The 17,465-nt window shown below is 74.8% G+C and carries 14 protein-coding genes; 8 read left to right on the top strand and 6 right to left on the bottom strand.

From position 1 onward, the window contains the following. Positions 1-59 precede the first annotated feature (59 nt). The 3 genes from EV378_RS11400 (at position 60) to EV378_RS11390 (ending at position 6,056) form a co-directional block, all read left to right on the top strand. Positions 60-1,733 carry a family 16 glycosylhydrolase gene (locus EV378_RS11400; protein WP_132423719.1) on the top strand — a complete coding sequence of 558 codons (1,674 nt, stop codon included), beginning with the start codon at positions 60-62 and terminating at the stop codon, positions 1,731-1,733. Between the two features lie 34 nt (positions 1,734-1,767). After that, a complete protein-coding gene (locus tag EV378_RS11395) occupies positions 1,768-5,106 on the top strand; it encodes an ATP-dependent helicase (protein WP_132423716.1) in 3,339 nt (1,112 codons plus the stop codon). A 164-nt stretch (positions 5,107-5,270) separates the two neighbouring features. Further along, positions 5,271-6,056, top strand: a complete 786-nt coding sequence (locus tag EV378_RS11390) for a glycoside hydrolase family 16 protein (RefSeq protein ID WP_165922247.1) — start codon at positions 5,271-5,273, stop codon at positions 6,054-6,056. A gap of 116 nt (positions 6,057-6,172) precedes the next feature. Here the strand turns inward: EV378_RS11390 and EV378_RS11385 are convergent, their stop codons facing one another. The 6 genes from EV378_RS11385 to EV378_RS11365 form a co-directional block, all read right to left on the bottom strand. Then, positions 6,173-7,792 carry a solute symporter family protein gene (locus EV378_RS11385; protein ID WP_132423711.1) on the bottom strand — a complete coding sequence of 540 codons (1,620 nt, stop codon included), beginning with the start codon at positions 7,790-7,792 and terminating at the stop codon, positions 6,173-6,175. Beyond that, a complete protein-coding gene (locus EV378_RS11380; protein WP_132423708.1) occupies positions 7,789-8,154 on the bottom strand; it encodes a DUF485 domain-containing protein in 366 nt (121 codons plus the stop codon). Before EV378_RS11380 ends, EV378_RS11385 begins: the two co-directional genes overlap by 4 nt. A 184-nt stretch (positions 8,155-8,338) precedes the next feature. Then, positions 8,339-10,012 carry a sodium/solute symporter gene (locus EV378_RS11375; protein ID WP_243653391.1) on the bottom strand — a complete coding sequence of 558 codons (1,674 nt, stop codon included), beginning with the start codon at positions 10,010-10,012 and terminating at the stop codon, positions 8,339-8,341. Continuing rightward, positions 10,009-10,374 (bottom strand): hypothetical protein, encoded by a 366-nt coding sequence (locus EV378_RS36265; RefSeq protein WP_243653390.1) that lies wholly within the window; start codon positions 10,372-10,374, stop codon positions 10,009-10,011. The genes EV378_RS11375 and EV378_RS36265 overlap by 4 nt, the downstream gene beginning before the upstream one ends. Then, positions 10,371-11,102 carry a LytR/AlgR family response regulator transcription factor gene (locus tag EV378_RS11370; protein ID WP_243653603.1) on the bottom strand — a complete coding sequence of 244 codons (732 nt, stop codon included), beginning with the start codon at positions 11,100-11,102 and terminating at the stop codon, positions 10,371-10,373. The genes EV378_RS36265 and EV378_RS11370 overlap by 4 nt, the downstream gene beginning before the upstream one ends. Before the next feature lie 65 nt (positions 11,103-11,167). Then, positions 11,168-12,289 carry a sensor histidine kinase gene (locus tag EV378_RS11365; RefSeq protein WP_243653389.1) on the bottom strand — a complete coding sequence of 374 codons (1,122 nt, stop codon included), beginning with the start codon at positions 12,287-12,289 and terminating at the stop codon, positions 11,168-11,170. A 53-nt stretch (positions 12,290-12,342) separates the two neighbouring features. On the opposite strand from EV378_RS11365, the gene EV378_RS11360 reads away from it, so the two are divergent. The 5 genes from EV378_RS11360 to EV378_RS11340 all read left to right on the top strand — a co-directional run bounded on the left by EV378_RS11360 (position 12,343) and on the right by EV378_RS11340 (position 17,462). Next, complete coding sequence (locus EV378_RS11360) at positions 12,343-13,494, top strand: saccharopine dehydrogenase family protein (RefSeq protein ID WP_132423702.1); 1,152 nt, start codon at positions 12,343-12,345, stop codon at positions 13,492-13,494. 55 nt (positions 13,495-13,549) lie between these two features. Continuing rightward, the gene (locus EV378_RS11355) at positions 13,550-14,563 is read left to right on the top strand and encodes a potassium channel family protein (RefSeq protein WP_132427741.1); all 1,014 of its coding nucleotides are present in this window, start codon (positions 13,550-13,552) and stop codon (positions 14,561-14,563) included. Between the two features lie 35 nt (positions 14,564-14,598). Continuing rightward, the gene (locus tag EV378_RS11350; RefSeq protein ID WP_132423699.1) at positions 14,599-15,462 is read left to right on the top strand and encodes an exodeoxyribonuclease III; all 864 of its coding nucleotides are present in this window, start codon (positions 14,599-14,601) and stop codon (positions 15,460-15,462) included. Between the two features lie 102 nt (positions 15,463-15,564). Further along, complete coding sequence (locus tag EV378_RS11345) at positions 15,565-16,482, top strand: DUF4142 domain-containing protein (protein ID WP_132423696.1); 918 nt, start codon at positions 15,565-15,567, stop codon at positions 16,480-16,482. Positions 16,483-16,517: 35 nt separating this feature from the next. Further along, complete coding sequence (locus EV378_RS11340; RefSeq protein ID WP_132423693.1) at positions 16,518-17,462, top strand: class F sortase; 945 nt, start codon at positions 16,518-16,520, stop codon at positions 17,460-17,462. Positions 17,463-17,465 lie beyond the last annotated feature (3 nt).

Genomic DNA, 17,465 nt, shown 5'->3' with positions numbered 1-17,465 from the left:
CGGGGCGGCCCGCTACCCGAGTGAACCGACAATGATCGTCGTCTCGTACCGTGACCGCGATGCGCGACGACTCCACCGTCCGGCTGAACGCCGCTGCCGCGCCGCACGATGGCGCGTCGCCGGTCGCCGGGACCGTGGCGCTGCCGTCGACCACGGTGTCCGTCGAGGTGGAGCGGACGCGGGCCATCGCCGCCGACGGGCCCGCCGAGCGGGCCGATCGCGTCGACGGGACGACGCGGGTCGTCCGCTCCGGTGCCCAGGCGCAGGTCTCGACGACCGAGGCGACCTCGTGGGTCCCCGCCGCGGCGGTCGAGGCGACGTCGCGAGTCCCGGCCGCGGCCGTCGAGGCGGTCACGCAGGTCTCGGCCCGCGCCGCCGAGGAAGGCCACGTCCCCGGGCCGGGCCTGGTCATTCCGGCTGCGGCCCGCGCCCCACGCGAGCCACGCCCGATGCCGGAGGGCCGTCCGGTGATGCCCGGTGGTCCGCCCCCGTCCCCACCCGGCACCGGCGAACCGGGCGGTGATCGGCAGGAGTGGTCTGATCGCGCCACTGGTGGCGCGTCCGCTCCCGTTCCGCCGATCATGGACTCGGCCGCGGCCCCCGCGCCGGAGCAGGCCCCGTCCGGCAAGGCCCCGTCCGGCGAGGCCCCGTCCGACCTGGCTCAGCCCGCTCCGTCCATTCAAGCCACGCGGACCATGGACCCGCCCCGACCGGCTGCGCCGCGCCCGGCGACTCCGCGCCCGGCAGCGGCACCGTCCGCCCGCCCCGCCGCTCCACCTCGTCCGGCGGGTCCCCGCCCGACCGGGCCCGGGCGCACCGCGGCGGCCGTCTCCCCGTCACCCGCCGTCGGCCGCGCCCCCGCCGGACGACCTCCGGCGCGCGCCGTGCCGCCCGCCGACCCGATGGCGAAGCGCGGCAAGGCCTCCCGGGCACGACGGGCGGGTGGCGTCATGGGCGGCATCGCGCTGGGCCTCGTCGCGATCATCGCCGCGAGCTGGACGATCCTGGTCCCACCGGTCGGGAGCGACGACCGGGCCGACGAGCGCCCGGCCGCCGTACCGGCGAGACCGGCCGCACCTCCCGTCGACTGGGTCCGCACGAACGGCGACGAGTTCGACGGGCCGTCCCTCGACCGCTCGAGGTGGAACGTCTACAACTCGGTCGGCGGGTTCGGCAACGGGCTGCGCAGACCGTCCGCGGTCGAGCAGGGCGACGGTCTGCTGACGGTCACCGCTCGGCCGCGGTTGAACGGCGGCACGTCCGGCGGCATCTCGATGGGCAAGGGCCAGCTGCACGGACGCTGGGAGTTCCGGGCCCGCGCCGACCCCGGAACGGGCTACAGCCCCGCCGTCCTGCTCTGGCCGGACTCCGAGCGGTTCCCGATCGACGGTGAGCTGGACATGCTGGAGGCACCGGTCGGCGACCGGAGCACGGCCAGCGCGTACGTGCACTACGGCGCGGACAACAAGACCCGCGGCGCGCAGGTGAACGGCGACTTCACCCAGTGGCACACGTTCGCGTTCGAGTGGCTGCCGAACCGGCTGACCTGGTACGTCGACGGCACGAAGCAGTGGGAGATCACCGACCGGACGGTGATCCCGACGAAGCCGATGCACCTGTGCATCCAGCTGGACCAGGGTCCGGCGGCGAAGTTCATGCCAGCGCCGGACGCCACCACGCCGGACGAGGTGCGCATGCAGGTGGACTGGGCCCGCCAGTACGAGGTCGGGTGACGGAACTGTCGGGGGTGGGCGGTACAACCGTCCCGTGGAACTGACCCCGTCCGCGCTGGCCGTCGCTCTCGGCCTGCCGGCCCCGACCGAGGAGCAGGCCGCGGTGATCGCCGCGCCGCCGGCGCCCGCCCTCGTCGTGGCCGGAGCGGGCGCGGGCAAGACCGAGACGATGGCGGCCCGCGTCGTCTGGCTCGTCGCCACCGGCCGGGCGCTGCCGGAGCAGGTACTGGGGCTGACGTTCACCCGCAAGGCCGCCCAGCAGCTCGGCACGCGGGTGCGGTCGCGGCTGCGGCGGCTGGCGAACTCCCGCCTGCTGGACGACCTCGATCCCGGCGGCAGTCGCAGGGCTGCCCTGCTGGCGGGCGAACCGACCGTGTCGACCTACCACGCCTACGCGGGCCGTCTCGTGTCCGAGCACGCGCTACGCCTGCCCGCGGAGCCGGCGAACCGCCTGCTGTCCCCGACGGGTGCGTGGCAGCTCGCGCACCGGGTCGTGTCCACGTGGGCGGACGACCTGGAGATCGACCGGGTGCCGGCCACCGTCACCGGCTACCTGCTCGCGCTGTCCGGCGAGCTGGGGGAGCACCTCGCCGAGCCGGGGGACGTCCGGCGGCTCGCCGAGGAGATGATCGCGACGCTGGAGCGGGCGCCGCGCGGGAAGGGGCAGCGGGCCGAGCCGTCGGCCGGCTACCGGGCCCGGATCACCGGCCAGCGGATGCGCCGCGAGCTGCTCCCGCTGGTCGAGGAGTTCGCCCGGCGCAAGCAGGCCGAGCAGGCGATGGACTTCTCGGACCAGATGTCGCTCGCCGCGCGCATCGCCGAGGCGGACGGGAGCGTCGGCGAGATCGAGCGGGGCCAGTACCGGGCCGTGCTGCTCGACGAGTACCAGGACACCGGCCACGCCCAGCGGGTGCTGCTGCGCGCGCTGTTCGGGCGGGGCGCCGGCGGTGGTGGGTCGGTCACCGCGGTCGGCGACCCGTGCCAGTCGATCTACGGGTGGCGCGGGGCGAGCGCGGGCAACCTCGCCCGCTTCCGCACCGACTTCCCGGACGTCGACGGGAACCCCGCCCCGGTCTACGGGCTGCTGACCAGCTTCCGGAACCCGGACGAGGTGCTGACGCTGGCGAACCGGGTCTCCGAGGAGTTACGAGCGCTGCGGTCGAACACGGTGGAGGTCGGCGAGCTGCGGGCGGTGCCGGGAGCGGCACCGGGCGAGGTGCGGGCCGCGCTGCTTCCGGACGTCGGGGCCGAGGTGGACTGGGTGGCCGACGCCGTGGCGTCACGCTGGCACGAACGGGCCGGTGAGCGGGACGGCAGCCCGCCGACGGCGGCCGTGCTGGTCCGCCGCCGTGCGGACATGGATCCGCTGGCATCGGCGTTGCGGGCGAGGGGGCTTCCGGTCGAGGTCGTCGGGCTCGGCGGGCTGCTGGACACGCCGGAGGTGCGGGACCTGGTCAGTGCGCTGCGCGTGGTGGCGGACCCGCTGGCCGGCCCGTCCGCGGTGCGGTTGCTCACCGGCGTGCGGTGGCGTCTCGGCGTCGCGGACCTGGCGGCGCTCTGGGAACGGGCCCGCGAGCTCGTCCCGGCGTCGCGCCCGCGTCCCGGTCCGCTCTCGCCGGAAGAGCTCGCGCTCGGTGCCCTGCCGGGCGAGCACGCCGAACAGGCCGGGCTGGTGGACGCGATCGACGATCCGGGGGAGCCGGGCCGGTACTCCGAGGCCGGGTTCGACCGGATCCGCAGGCTCGGCCGGGAGCTGTCCCTGCTGCGCGGGCGTGCCTCGGCACCGCTGACCGACCTGGTGGCCGACGCCGAGCGGACGCTGCTGCTCGACGTCGAGACCGCCGCCCGGCCCGGACCGTCCGGGCGGGCGCACCTGGACGCGTTCGCCGATGTCGTCGCCGAGTTCTCGGCGGGCGCCCAGGTGGCGACGCTGCCCGCGCTGCTGGACTACCTGGAGACGGCGGAGAAGGCCGAGGACGGGCTGACGCCGGGCGAGGTCGAGGTCGCGCCGGACCGGGTCCAGATCCTCACCGTGCACGCGGCCAAGGGCCTGGAGTGGGAGATCGTCGCGGTGCCGCACCTGGTCTCCCAGGTGTTCCCGGGCCGCAAGATGTCCGGCAGCTGGCTGAAGGACCCCTCCGAGCTGCCGGTGGTACTGCGCGGCGACGCGGACGACCTGCCCGGCCTGCTCCTGCCGCCCGGGGGCGACCGCAAGGAGATCGAGGAGGCACTCGACGCCCACGACGCGGCGCTGGACGATCGCCGCCTCGCCGAGGAGCGGCGCCTGTTCTACGTCGCACTGACCCGCTCGGAGCACACGTTGCTGGCCTCCGGGCACCGCTGGCCCGCGACGGGGGAGCGGCCGAAGGAACCGTCGGTGTTCCTCGAGGAGCTGCGGGAGATCCTGGAGGGACCGGGCGGCAGCGAGGTCGGGGTGCTCGACGAGTGGGCGCCGGCTCCCGAGATCGAGGACGGCAACCCGGCGCTGACGGTCCGGCGTACGGCCGTGTGGCCGACCGAGCCGTTCGGCGAGCGCGCGACCGACGTGCGGGCCGGTGCCGACCTCGTCCGGGACGCGGTCCGGCGCCGCTCCCGCCCGCCCGGCCGGCGCGCCCGGCCCGCTTCCCCCGACCAGCTGAGCCTCGACCTCCCCCCGACGCCGGAGGACGTCGTGGACGGCAGCGGGGACCCGGAGGGCTGGGCCGCGGACGTCGACGTGCTGCTGGCCGAGCGTGCGGCCGCGGCCCGGCGCCCGACCGTGCTGCTGCCGGGCCAGGTGTCGGTCAGCCGGCTCGTCGAGCTGGCCGACGACCCGGACGAACTGGCCGTGCGGCTCCGGCGCCCGGTCCCGATGCCGCCGAACCCGCACACCCGCCGGGGCACCGCGTTCCACGCCTGGCTCGAGCAGCGCTTCGGAGCCGAGCGGCTGCTCGACCTCGACGAGCTGCCCGGTGCCGCCGACGCGGACGCTGCCGGCGACGACGCTCTGGCCGAGCTGCAGGAGGCGTTCCTGGCCTCGGAGTGGGCGGAGCGCGTCCCGGTCGAGGTGGAGGTGTCGTTCGAGACGGTCGTGGACGGGATCGCCGTGCGCGGGCGGATGGACGCGGTGTTCGCCGACGCCGACGGCGGGTGGACGGTGGTGGACTGGAAGACCGGCGCGGTGCCGGAGGGCGCCCGGGAACAGGCCGTCGCGGTGCAGCTCGCCGCCTACCGGCTGGCCTGGGCCGCGCTGGCCGGGGTGGATCCGGAGCGGGTCCGCGCCGTCTTCCACTACGTGCGGCACGGGATCACGCTCCGCCCGGCCGACCTGCTCGACGCGGACGGACTCCGCGGCCTTCTCGCGTCGGTGCCGCAGGTGGCCGAGACAGTCTGACTCGACCGGTCGGCGCTCTGTGCAGGGCTGTTCGGCGCAAGCGTGACTCGTCCGTGACGGCGCCGTGATGTCCGCTATTACTCTTTCGGGTGACGCCGGAGAGCTCCCGAGGCCGCCCACTCCCCAGGGCGCGCCGCTCCCCCGACCGGCGGCGAGGAGTTCCCGTGCGTGGTGCTGCCCTGCGCTCCCGCCGAGCCGGAGTCGGTGCGGTGGTACTGGCCGCCGTCGCGGCGCTGGCCGTGATCGCCCCGTCCGCCGTGGCCGCTCCGCGGGTGCAGGAGCCCGCCGTCCCGGCGCCGGCAGGCTGGACCTACACCGGCGGCGACGAGTTCGACGGCCCGGCGCTCGACACGGACCGATGGAACGCCTACGACTCGGTCGGTGCGTTCGGCAACGGGACGCGCCACCCGTCGGCGATCTCCCAGGGCGACGGCCTGCTGACGATCACCGCCCGTCCCCGGCAGGACGGCGGCACGTCCGGAGGCATGGCGCTCGGCGAGGGCCAGCTCTACGGCCGCTGGGAGTTCCGCGCCCGCACCGACCCGGGCCGTGGTTACAGCTCGGCGATCCTGCTGTGGCCGGACTCCGAGAAGTTCCCGGAGGACGGCGAGCTGGACATGATGGAGGTCCCGAGCGACAAGCGGACCGCCGCGACCGCGTTCGTCCACTACGGAGCGGACAACAGGATCGTCGGAACCAGCCGGGACGGCGACTTCACGCAGTGGCACACGTTCGCCATGGAGTGGCAGCCGGACCGGATCACCTGGTTCGTCGACGGCAGGAAGGCCTGGGAGACCACCGACCGCGCGGTCATCCCCACGACGCCGATGCACCTGTGCATCCAGCTCGACCAGGGACCGGCCGTGAACTGGATGCCCGCCCCGGACGCGTCCACACCGGACGAGGTCCGGCTGCAGGTCGACTGGGCGCGCCAGTACCGGACGAGCTGAGCGGCCGGACAGCCTGCCGGGCCGAGACCGAGGGCGGACCGAGCCCGGAACGCAGGTAGCCCGCGCCCCCGGATGTCGGGGACGCGGGCTCCTCGTCGATCAGTGGTGCGAGCGGATCAGTGCGTGGACGCCTTGGCCGCCCCGGCGCCGGTCAGGGACCGGACCTCCATCTCGGCGTACTTGCTGCCGTCGGCCCGGCTCTGGCCGACGTAGGTGCCGACGATGCCGAGGACGAACGACAGCGGGATCGACACGATTCCCGGGTTCTCCAGCGGGAACCAGGCGAAGTCCGCCCCGGTGATCATCGACGGCGTCGAGGCCGTCGCCGGCTTCCCGGACACGGCAGGCGAGAAGACGATCAGGATCAGGGCGCTCGCGAGGCCGCCGTAGATGCTGAACAGCGCGCCGGTCGTGTTGAACCGCTTCCAGAACAGCGAGTAGAGGATCGTCGGCAGGTTCGCCGACGCCGCCACCGCGAACGCGAGCGCGACCAGGAACGCGACGTTCTGGCCGTTGGCCAGGATGCCGCCGACGATCGCCACGATGCCGATCACGACCGTGGTGATCCGCGCGACCCGGACCTCGGTCTTCTGCTCGTCCTGGACGTTGCCCTTCTTGATCACGTTGATGTAGACGTCGTGCGCGAACGACGCCGATGCCGTGATCGTCAGACCGGCGACGACGGCGAGGATCGTCGCGAACGCCACCGCCGCGATGATGCCCAGCAGGACCGGTCCGCCCAGCGCGTTGGCCAGCAGCGGTGCCGCCGAGTTGACCTTGCCCGGCGCCGCCTTGATCGCCTCAGGGCCCACCAGGGCGCCTGCCGCGTACCCGATCACGAGCGTGAACAGGTAGAAGATGCCGATCAGCCAGATCGCCCACTCGACCGACTTCCGAGCCTCCTTGGCCGTCGGCACGGTGTAGAAGCGCATCAGCACGTGCGGCAGACCCGCCGTGCCGAGCACCAGCGCGAGGCCGAGCGAGATGAAGTCGATCTTGCTCGTGTACTGCTTGCCGGGTGCCAGCAGCGCCTCGCCGGTCGCGCCGCCCTTGTCCACGGCGCCCTGGAGCAGGCCGGAGAAGTTGAACCCGAACAGCGCCAGCGCCCAGATCGTCATGATCAGTGTGCCGAGGATGAGCAGCACGGCCTTAATCATCTGGACCCACGTCGTGCCGCGCATGCCGCCGATCAGCACGTAGGCGATCATCACGATGCCGACGACCGCGATCACGATGTCCTGCACGATCGGCTCGGTGACGCCGAGCAGCAGCGACACAAGGCCGCCGGCGCCGGCCATCTGGGCCAGCAGGTAGAAGAACGACACGACCAGCGTCGATGTCGCCGCCGCGGCCCGGATCGGGGTCTGCTTCATCCGGAACGCGAGTACGTCGCCCATCGTGAAGCGGCCCGTGTTCCGCAGCAGCTCCGCGACCAGCAGCAGCGCGACGAGCCACGCCACCAGGAAGCCGACCGAGTAGAGGAACCCGTCGTAGCCGTTCACGGCGATCGCGCCCGCGATGCCGAGGAACGACGCGGCGGACAGGTAGTCACCGGCGATCGCGGTGCCGTTCTGCGGGCCGGAGAAGCCGCCGCCCGCGGTGTAGAAGTCCGACGCCGTTCGCTGCGCGCGGCGGTTCACGTAGATGACGATGCCGAGCGTCAGGACGACGAACACCAGGAAGATCGTGATGTTGAGGGCCGGGTTGGCGATCGTGCCGCCCTGGGCGAGCGTCATCGGGAGCCTCCCTCGATCTCCTCACGGATCTTCGACGACAGCGGGTCGAGCCTGCGGTCGGCGAAGCGCACGTACAGGATCGTGATCACGAACGTGGACACGAACTGCAGCAGGCCGAAGATCAGCCCGATGTTGATGTTGCCCAGCACCTTCGCCGCCATGAATCCCGGCGCGTAGCTGGCCAGCAGGACGTAGAGCAGGTACCAGGCGAGGAACCCGATCGTCACCGGGAACACGAACCGGCGCAGCCGGCTGCGCAGCTCCTGGAAGTCGGAGCTGGCCTGCACCGCCGTCCAGTCCGTTCCGCCACCACCGCCGGGGGGCGGACCGCCCGCACTCTGTTCGGACTCCGTGGTACTCACGCATGCCTCCTCGCATGTCTCGTGCCCGCGCACGGTTCCGCCCGGCCACCGATGCGCCCCAGGAAAGGGCGTGGGAGCCGGGAGCGAAAGCCGCGCGCGCCGCACAGGCGACAACTGAGTCGAACGGTGGACGATCGGGCCGCCGACGACAACACCGATCGACGAACGGTCTTGACACGAAACGCTAACGCTCGTCGTCCAGGTGCAGGCGGAGCATCGCGACCTCGGCCGACGCCGGAGCGTGGTCACGCAGCGACACGCCGATCATGACCGCGAACGCGAGCGGGACCGACCAGAGTGCGGGCTGCGCGCAGAGCAGCGCGACCGTGCCGTCGTCGGGGATCGGGGGTCCGGGCAGCGCGGCGAGCGCCATCGCCCCCGCCGACGTCACCAGGCCGGTCGCCATGCCGGCGCCCGCGCCGCGTGCGGTGAGCCCGCGCCACCACAGCCCGAGCACGAGCAGCGGGCAGAACGTGGACGCGGCCACGGCGAACGCGGAGGTGACGGCGGCACTGACGTCGAGCCCGCCCGCGAACAACGCGGCGACCACGACGACGGCCGCGGCGGCGGGTGCGGAGAGCCTCAGCCGTCGCAGACCGGACGGCATGAGGTCGTGGGCGAGCGCGCCGGACAGCGCGAGCAGCAGCCCGAGCGAGGTGGCCAGGAACGCGGCGAACGCGCCGACCGCCAGCAGCGCCCCGACGACCGAGCCGGAGGTCCCGCCCGCGACCCGCCCCGGCAGCGTGACGACGGCCGTGTCGGTCGCCGACGACAGCGCGAGCTCCGGGGTGAGCACGGTGCCGAGCAGGCCGTACACGATCGGGAACAGGTAGAACGTGCCGAGCATCGCGACCGTGATCGCCGCGGTACGACGGGCCGCGCGGCCGTCCGGGCTGGTGTGGAACCGGACGATGATGTGCGGCAGCCCCATCGTGCCCAGCGCCGTCGCGGCCAGTACCGACCACGTGACGAGCAGCGGTGAGTCCGTGCCGGACCCGAGCAGCGGGATCGTCCACTCCGGACCGCCCGGGACCGGCAGGTTGCTGCCCTCCACGTCGGGCACGTCGGCACCGGCCGGGAACGCCCACGTCTGGTCGGCGGCTGCCCGGTGCGGGCCCGGCTCGAGCTCGCGCGCCTCGCCGTCGACGAGCACCGTCACCGGCTCGGTCACGACGAGCGTGGCCGGCAGCCGGAAGTCGACGGTCGTCTCGCGGGCGAACCGCTCGAACGGCGGCGGTGCGGTCATCTGCTCGCGCAGGTCCGGTCCGGCCACGACGAGCAGCCAGATCGCGGGCCCGGCGAACAGCAGCAGCTTGAGCACGAACTGGAACGCCTGCACGTAGGTCGCGGCCCGCATCCCGCCGAGTGCGAGCGTGAGCCCGATCGCGGCCCCGGCGACGATCACGCCGACCCAGTACGGCACGTCGGACAGGGCCGTCAGCAGCTGCCCGGCGGCCACGAGCTGCGGCACCAGGTACAGCCCGGCGATCACGATGACGACCAGCGCGCAGAACCGCCGCAGCCGCGTCGAACCGAAGCGGGCCTCGGCGAACCCGGGCACGGTCAGCGCGCCGGAGCGACGCATCGGCGCGGCGACCAGACCGAGCATCAGCAGGTACCCGGCGGTGAAGCCGACCGGGTACCAGAGCGCGCCGGTGCCCTCCTTGATCACCAGGCCTGCCACGCCGAGGAACGACGCCGCCGACAGGTACTCCCCGGACACGGCGGCGGCGTTGAGCAGCGGCGACGTCCGGCGGGACGCGACAAGGAAGTCCGACGTCGTGCGCATCGCCGCGACGCCGCGGGCGCCGATCAGCACGGTGACGAGCACCAGCGCGACGACGGCGGCCTCGGTCACGCGCGGTCCCGCCCGGTAGGCGGGGGAGAGGGGGCCCGCTCGGCCCGCTCGGCCGCGACGAGCTGCGCCCAGGCCAGCGCCGCCATCACCGGGTACGGCAGCACGGCGACCACGAGCCATCCGCCGGGCACCCCGGCGAGCCGGATCTCGACCAGCCACGGCGCCAGCCGGATCAGCACCGGCACCCCGAACAGCAGCAGCGCGCTCGCGCCGAGCACGACGGCCGTCCGCCGCAGCTGGGTGCGACGGATCCGGCGCGCCGCCGCGAGCGACTCCGGGGGGACGACCTGGTCGGCCTGCGGTCGCCGTCGCGGCGGGGTCGGATCTGCGGGGGCGGTGACCGCGACCCGTCGGCGGTTCACGGCGCCGCCCGGCCCGCCGCGGCGTCCAGCAACATCTCGCGCAGCTCGCGGGAGTGCCTGCGGCTCACCGGCACGTCCCCGGCCTCGGTGTGCGCGAGCAGCCCGCCGCCCGCGTCGCTGCGCAGCTCCACCACCGACGGGAGCGCCAGCAGGAAGCTGCGGTGCACCCGGACGAACTGGTGCGGCGCCCAGTGCTCCTCGAGCCGGGACAACGGGATCCGGACCAGGTGCGACCCGCGGACCGTGTGCAGCCGCACGTAGTCGCCGTGCGCCTCGACGAACCGGACGTCCTCGCGCCGCAGGTAGCGCGTCCGCCCGCCGAGCTCCACCGGGACGACGGCGAGCTCGTCGACACGCGGCACCGGCGGCGGCTCCGGCGCCGGGGACGGAGGTGCGTCCGGGGCGACGGCCGGCCGGACCGCGCCGGTGACCCGCCGGACGCGCGTCAGCGCCTCGGCGAGCCGGTCCTGCGCGACGGGCTTGAGCAGGTAGTCCACGGCGCCGAGCCCGTACGCGGCGACGGCGTGCTCGTCGAACGCCGTCACGAACACGACCTCCGGCGGGTCGGCCATCGCGGCCAGCACCCTGGCCAGCTCCAGGCCGTCCATCCCCGGCATCGTGATGTCCAGGAACACGGCGTCGAAGCGACCACCGGGGATCTGCCGCAGCGCCGAGACGGCGTCCCCGGCGCGGGCGACGGTCCCGACGCCCGGGGTGTCGGCGAGCATGGCGCACAACTCGTCCAGTGCCGGGGCGACGTCGTCGACGGCCAGCACGGACAGATCCGGGAGCGTCACGACACCACCACGCCCGGCTGGAAGCGCGGGACGCGCAGCACGATCCGGGTCCCGGCGCCGGGCGCGGTCTCCACGACGAGCCCGTGGTCCGGCCCGTAGACCGCGCGCAGCCGCCGGTCCACGTTGACCAGGGCCAGCCCGGCGCCGTCGGCCGTCCCGGCCAGCACGGCCCGCGCGTGCTCCGGTGTCATGCCCGGCCCGTCGTCCTCGACGACGACGAGGCAGTCGTCGCCGCGCGCCTCGCCGCACACCTGGACGGTGCCGCCGTCGCCGGACCGCTCGACGCCGTGCTGCACCGCGTTCTCCACGAGCGGCTGCAGCGCCAGCACCGGGATCGGGACCGGCAGCACCTCCGGCGCGACCCGCACCTGCACGCGCAGCCGGTCACCGAGCACGGCCCGCGCGAGCGTCAGGTAGGCCTCGACCGAGCGGAACTCGCCGGCCAGCGTCGTGTAGTCGCCGCGGGCGGCCAGCGAGTGGCGGGTGAACTCGGCGAAGCTCTGCAGCAGGTCACGGGCCCGCGCCGGGTCCGAGCGCACGAACGACGCGATCGTGGTCAGCGCGTTGTAGACGAAGTGCGGCGAGATCTGGGCGCGCAGCGTGCGCAGGCGGGCGCGCTCGGCCTCCGCGGCGCCCGCCTCCAGCCGCCCGCGCTCCAGCGCGTCACCGACCCACGCGGCGACCCGGCGCGCCGTCGCCGCCGGGACGGCGCCACCGACGACCAGCGCGCCCGCCGCCGCACCGTCCTCGGTGCGCAGCGGCAGCGCCACCCGCTCCCGGTCCGACGCGCGGCGCCCGGTCGCGGCGGCGCGACCGGCGAGCGCGGCACCCTCGTCGTGGCCGGGGCCCCACCAGGCCACCGTGCCGTCCGGATCGGCGAGCCCGAGCGCGTCCGCGCCGGCCAGCTCGCCGAGGCGGCGCAGCGCGTCCGCGGCGCGGGGACCGGACGGCCCGTCGCGCAGGTCCGTGGCGATCGCCAGGCCGGCGTCCAGGACGTCCAGCGGGGGCGGGGGCGGTGCCGGGGCCGGCCGGACCCGGCGGGGCAGACGAGGGCGCCGGACGACGGTCCGGGCGCTGTCGGCGCCATGGCCGTCGCCGTCCGTCCCCGTCGTCGCCACCCGCCCACCATAGGGGGCGCCGGACGTCGTTCGGGGTGGTTACCCTCGCGGCCGTGAGCTCGAAGATCGTCCTGTGGGGAGCGACCGGATACACCGGGACGCGGGTGGCCGAGGCGCTCGTGGCCCGCGGCGCGGAACCGGTGCTGGCCGGCCGTGACCACGAGCGGCTGGCCACGCTCGGTGCGACGCTCGGCGGGCTGCCGACGCGCGTCGCGGACGTCGGTGATCCGCAGTCGCTCGAGACGCTCCTCGGGGCCGGTGACGTGCTGGTCAGCACCGTCGGGCCGTTCTCGGAGGTGGGCGGGGCCGCGGTCGGGGCCGCGGTGGCGCAGGGGGCGGTCTACCTGGACTCGGCCGGCGAGCCCGCGTTCGTCCGCCGGGTGTTCGACGAGCACGGCCCGCGCGCCGAGCGCACCGGCGCCGCTCTGCTCACCGCGTTCGGCAACGACTACGTGCCCGGCGTGCTGGCCGGGGCACTCGCACTGCGTGACGCCCGCGCCGCCGGTGGCGAGCCCAAACGCGTCGACGTCGGGTACTTCGTGCAGCGGGAGGAGCCCACGCGGAACGAGCCTCAGCACGGGACGGGGAAGGGCCAGGGCTTCTCCCGCGGCACGTTGCGCTCGCTGGCCGGTGCCGCGACGGCGCCGGGGTACGCCTGGCGCGGCGGGACGCTGCGCGCCGAGCCCGCGGGCGCCCGGATGCGGACGTTCGACGTCGCCGGGAGGCCGCGCCACGGCGTGACGATCGGTGGCGTCGAGCAGTTCGCGCTGCCGAGGCTGGAGCCCGGCCTGCGCGTCGTCGACGTGTACCTCGGCTGGTTCGGCTCCGCGAGCGGGATCGTGCACGCCACCAGCGGCGCGTCGGCGCTTCTGCACCGGGTGCCTGCGCTGGGCAGGGCCGTGTCCGGGCTGGCCGGTCTCGCCACGGGCCGGGCGTCCGAGGCGCCGGACCCGGACACGCTGGAGCGCACGACGTCGTCGTTCGTCGCCGAGGTGTTCGATCCGGCGGGCACGCTGCTCGCCCGCACGCGGCTCACCGCGCCGGACACGTACACGATCACCGCAGGCCTGCTGGCATGGGGCGCGACCCGCGCCGCGGAGCACGGCGTGCGGGGCACCGGGGCGCTGGACCCGGTCGGTGCGTTCGGTCTCGACGAGCTCACGACCGGCGCCGCCTGCGCGGGCGTCGTACCGGACACGCGTTAGCCTGCGCGGCGTGTCCGACCTGTCGTCGCGCTTCTCGACCCTCGACCCGCAGGTCATGGGCGCTCTGCGGATGCCGGACCAGCGCGTCGGGCCGGTCCGGTCGCTGGTGGTGCGGCTGATCATCGCCGTGTCGGCGCTGGCCGCCACGACCCTGATCGTCTACTTCGGCCGCGACGGCTACCTGGACAACAACGGCGCCGGACCGATCTCGCTGCTGGACGCGCTCTACTACTCGACCGTGTCGCTGTCCACGACCGGGTACGGCGACATCGTCCCGGTCTCACCCGTCGCGCGTGGCATCAACATCCTGGTCGTCACGCCGCTGCGGGTCCTGTTCCTGATCGTCCTCGTCGGTACGACGGTCGAGCTGCTCACCGAGCGCTCCCGCCAGTCGTTCCGGATCCAGCGTTGGAGGTCGCGCGTGCGCGAGCACACGGTCGTCGTCGGCTACGGCACGAAGGGCCGGGCCGCGGTGGAGACGATGCTGGGCGACGGCGTCGACCCGGAGAAGATCGTGGTGGTGGACACCGACCGGACGCGGCTCGACGTCGCGTCCGGGCTCGGGCTGGTCACCGTGTCCGGCAACGCGACCCGGTCGCAGGTGCTGCGGATCGCCGGCGTCCACCAGGCCGTCTCGCTGGTCGTCGCTCTGGACCGCGACGACACGGCGGTGCTGGTCACGCTGACCGCGCGCGAGATCTCCGACACCGTGTCCATCGTCGCCGCCGTGCGGGAGGCCGAGAACGTGCACCTGCTCCGCCAGTCCGGGGCCAGTTCGGTGATCGTCTCCGACGAGACGGCGGGCCGGCTGCTGGGCGTCGCGACCCGGTCCCCGGCCGTCGTCGAGGTGGTGGAGGACCTGCTCACGCCGGACGCCGGGTTCGCGATCAGCCAGCGGCCGGTGGAGACCCAGGAGGTCGGCGGATCGCCGCGGCACCTGCCGGACATCGTGCTCGGCGTGGTCCGGGGCGGGGAGCTGCACCGGGTGGATGCGGCGGCGGTGGACGCGCTGGAGCGCGGTGACCAGCTGCTGTACGTGCGGAAGGCGACACCGCCGGACGACGACTGAGCCCGGCTCGCCGGACACCCCCTAGGATCGCCCGGGTGCGGTTGGCCACCTGGAACGTGAACTCGGCGAAGGTCCGGATCCCCCGGCTGCTGCCCTGGCTGGACCAGCGCGCGCCGGACGTCGTCTGCCTGCAGGAGACGAAGCTCTCCGACGGCGACTTCGACGACGCGCTGGCGGCCCCGCTGGCCGAGCGCGGCTACGCCCACGCCCACCACGGGCAGGGCCGGTGGAACGGGGTGGCGCTGCTGTCCCGCGTCGGGCTCGACGACGTGGTGCGCGGCCTGCCGGTCGAGCCGGCGTTCACCGAGGGCGGCATCGACGAGCCCGACGCCCGCGCCGTCACCGCGACCTGCGGCGGCTTGCGGGTCACGTCGGTCTACGTGCCGAACGGGCGCGACCCGCAGGACCCGCACTACCTGTTCAAGCTGCGCTGGCTCGGCGCGCTGCGGGACATGGTCGCCGCGGGCGACCCGTCGTCGTCGGTCGTGGCCGGGGACATGAACATCGCCCCCACCGACGACGACGTGTGGGACCGCCCGGCGTTCGACGGCGCCACACACGTCACGCCGGACGAGCGCGCCGCGCTGGCCGCGTTGCAGGACACCGGGCTGACCGACGTGACCCGCGAGCGGTGGCCCACCGAGCGCGTGTTCACGTACTGGGACTACCGCGCCGGGCGGTTCCACCAGGACCAGGGCATGCGCATCGACCTGATCCTGGCCGGCTCGGGCCCGGCGGGCCGCCGCGCAGCGGTCTGGGTGGATCGCCAGGCCCGCAAGGGCAGTGGCCCGAGCGACCACGCCCCCTTGATCCTCGATCTCGACGAGGCGCCGGACGGCGACACCGGGCCCGTCGTCCCGCCCCCGAGTGCACCGGCGCCGCTGAGGGCGAAGAAGTAACCGTTCACCGCCTGGCCTTCACCTTCCGTAGGGTCCCGGTTGCGCCAGATGGAGCAGCATTGCTAGTCACCGCGCGTGAACCACGACCCTCGGGGGAGAGCAATGACCGTCAAGAGTCGCCGCACCGCAGTCGGCGCCGCCGTGGCCGCGTTCGCGCTCGTGGGCGTGACCGCCTGCGGTGGCAACACGCCGCAGGTGCCGAACCTGCCGTCCAACCTGCCGTCGGTGCCGGGGGTCGGTGACCCGAAGGCCGCGTTCGGCGACGCGCACCAGAGCGCGCTCGGGCTCGCCGCGCTCGGCGGCCTCGGTGCCGCCCAGGGTGTGGGGCAGCAGGTGAAGGACCTCGCGCCGCAGGTGCAGTCCGAGGGACAGGGCATCGACCAGAAGCTGCGCGGGCTCGCGTCCGCCGTCGGCGTCTCGCTGCCGGACCAGGTGAACCCGGACGTGCAGGCGCAGCTCGACGACCTGAAGGCCCGCGCGGGTGACCAGTTCGACCCGGCGTGGCTCCAGGCCGCCCAGGCCGAGCAGCAGAAGCTGAAGGACCAGGCGTCCGGCCTGCTGAACATCCCCGGCCTGCCGGAGGACCAGAAGGCCGCCGCGAAGCAGCAGATCGACAACCTCGACCAGCTGGGCCAGAAGCTGGCCGCCGCGGCCTCGGCGTCCGGTGCCGCGACGCCGGGCGGTGACCAGAGCAACCAGGCCGCCGGCGGTTCCGGCTCCGGTCAGGGTGACGGCTCCGGCCAGGGTGACGGCTCCGGCCAGGGCGGCGCCGCGGGCCAGGGCGGCGCCGCGGGCCAGGGCTCCGGTTCGGCGTCCGGCGGGTCCGGCGGGTCCGGCGGGTCCGGCTCGGCCGGCTCCGGCCAGGGCGGCTCGGACGGTACGAGCGGCCCGGCCGTCAACGCGGGCACGGGTGGTCAGGCCGCCGAGTCCGGCGACCCGACCCTGCCGCTGGCGTTCGGCGGGCTCGGCCTGCTGCTGATCGCCGGTGCCGGAGTGTGGCTGCGCCGCTCCCGCGCGTGAGTGCACGGCGTCGGCGCCCGGGGATTCGCGGACCGGTGGCTCTGCTGCTGGCCGGAACGCTGTCCCTGGGCGTCGGCGCCGTTCTCGGTCTTCAGGACGACGACGACCGCTCGGTCGTCGCGCAGGACCTCGGCGCGGTGCCGGGATCTCCCGCCACGGTCGCCATGACCACGTCCGGCCCGGTGGCCGACGACATCCCGGTCCTGTCCGGGCCGGACGACCCGGACCGGTCGGCCGGCCCGGTGCCCGGCGGCTTCGAGGCGGCGCCCGCGCCCGCCACGGGATCCGCGGGTGCCTCGGCCGCGCCGCCCCGTACACCGTCCCCGCCGACCACACCCGGCTCGCCCGCACCGGGCACGTCCGCGCCGTCGGTCGAACCGGGCCCGGAGCTCGCGGACCCCACGCCGACCTACGACCCGCCGCGTCCGTCGCCGCAGCCGATGCCGCGCCCGGAGCCGTCACTGGCCCCGCAGGTGCCCTGGCTCGTCTCGCCGCTCTACCGCGTTCCGGACCCGCCGCCGTCGAGCACCCGGACGCCCGTCGTCCCGGCACAGCTGGACCTGCCCGCCCGCTCCGTCACCGCGCCCGTCGATCCCGTCGGGACCGATCCGTCCGGTGGCATGGTCGTGCCGGAGCAGGTCCGCACGGTCGGCTGGTGGGCACCCGGCGTACTGCCCGGTGGTTCCGTCGGCAGCGCGGTGATCGCCGGTCACGTCGACTCCCGCGCGCAGGGCGTCGGCGTGCTGTCGGTGCTGCCGCAGCTCACCCAGGGCGAGCCGGTGCTGGTGCGGGACGCGACCGGGCGGACCGCGACGTTCCGGGTCGCCGCCCGCCGCGAGTACGGCAAGTACGACCTCCCGCGCGACGTGTTCCGCCGCGACGGCGCCCCGCAGCTCGTGCTGATCACGTGCGGCGGGCGGTTCGACCCGGCCGCGCGCAGCTACGAGTCGAACATCGTGGTCTACGCCGTCCCGGCCTGAGGG

The organism is Pseudonocardia endophytica (genome assembly GCF_004339565.1).
Lineage (GTDB): Bacteria > Actinomycetota > Actinomycetes > Mycobacteriales > Pseudonocardiaceae > Pseudonocardia > Pseudonocardia endophytica.
The sequence above is the reverse complement of the archived record's forward strand: the minus strand, read 5'-3'. Positions and strand labels throughout refer to the sequence as shown.

What these genes read in the sequence shown, in the direction of transcription:
- EV378_RS11400 (WP_132423719.1), top strand. Translation starts at nt 60, where the DNA reads ATGCGCGACGACTCCACCGTCCGGCTGAACGCCGCTGCCGCGCCGCAC.
- EV378_RS11385 (WP_132423711.1), bottom strand. Translation starts at nt 7,792, where the DNA reads ATGACGCTCGCCCAGGGCGGCACGATCGCCAACCCGGCCCTCAACATC.
- EV378_RS11370 (WP_243653603.1), bottom strand. Translation starts at nt 11,102, where the DNA reads ATGCTCGCCGACACCCCGGGCGTCGGGACCGTCGCCCGCGCCGGGGAC.
- EV378_RS11355 (WP_132427741.1), top strand. Translation starts at nt 13,550, where the DNA reads ATGGGCGCTCTGCGGATGCCGGACCAGCGCGTCGGGCCGGTCCGGTCG.
- EV378_RS11345 (WP_132423696.1), top strand. Translation starts at nt 15,565, where the DNA reads ATGACCGTCAAGAGTCGCCGCACCGCAGTCGGCGCCGCCGTGGCCGCG.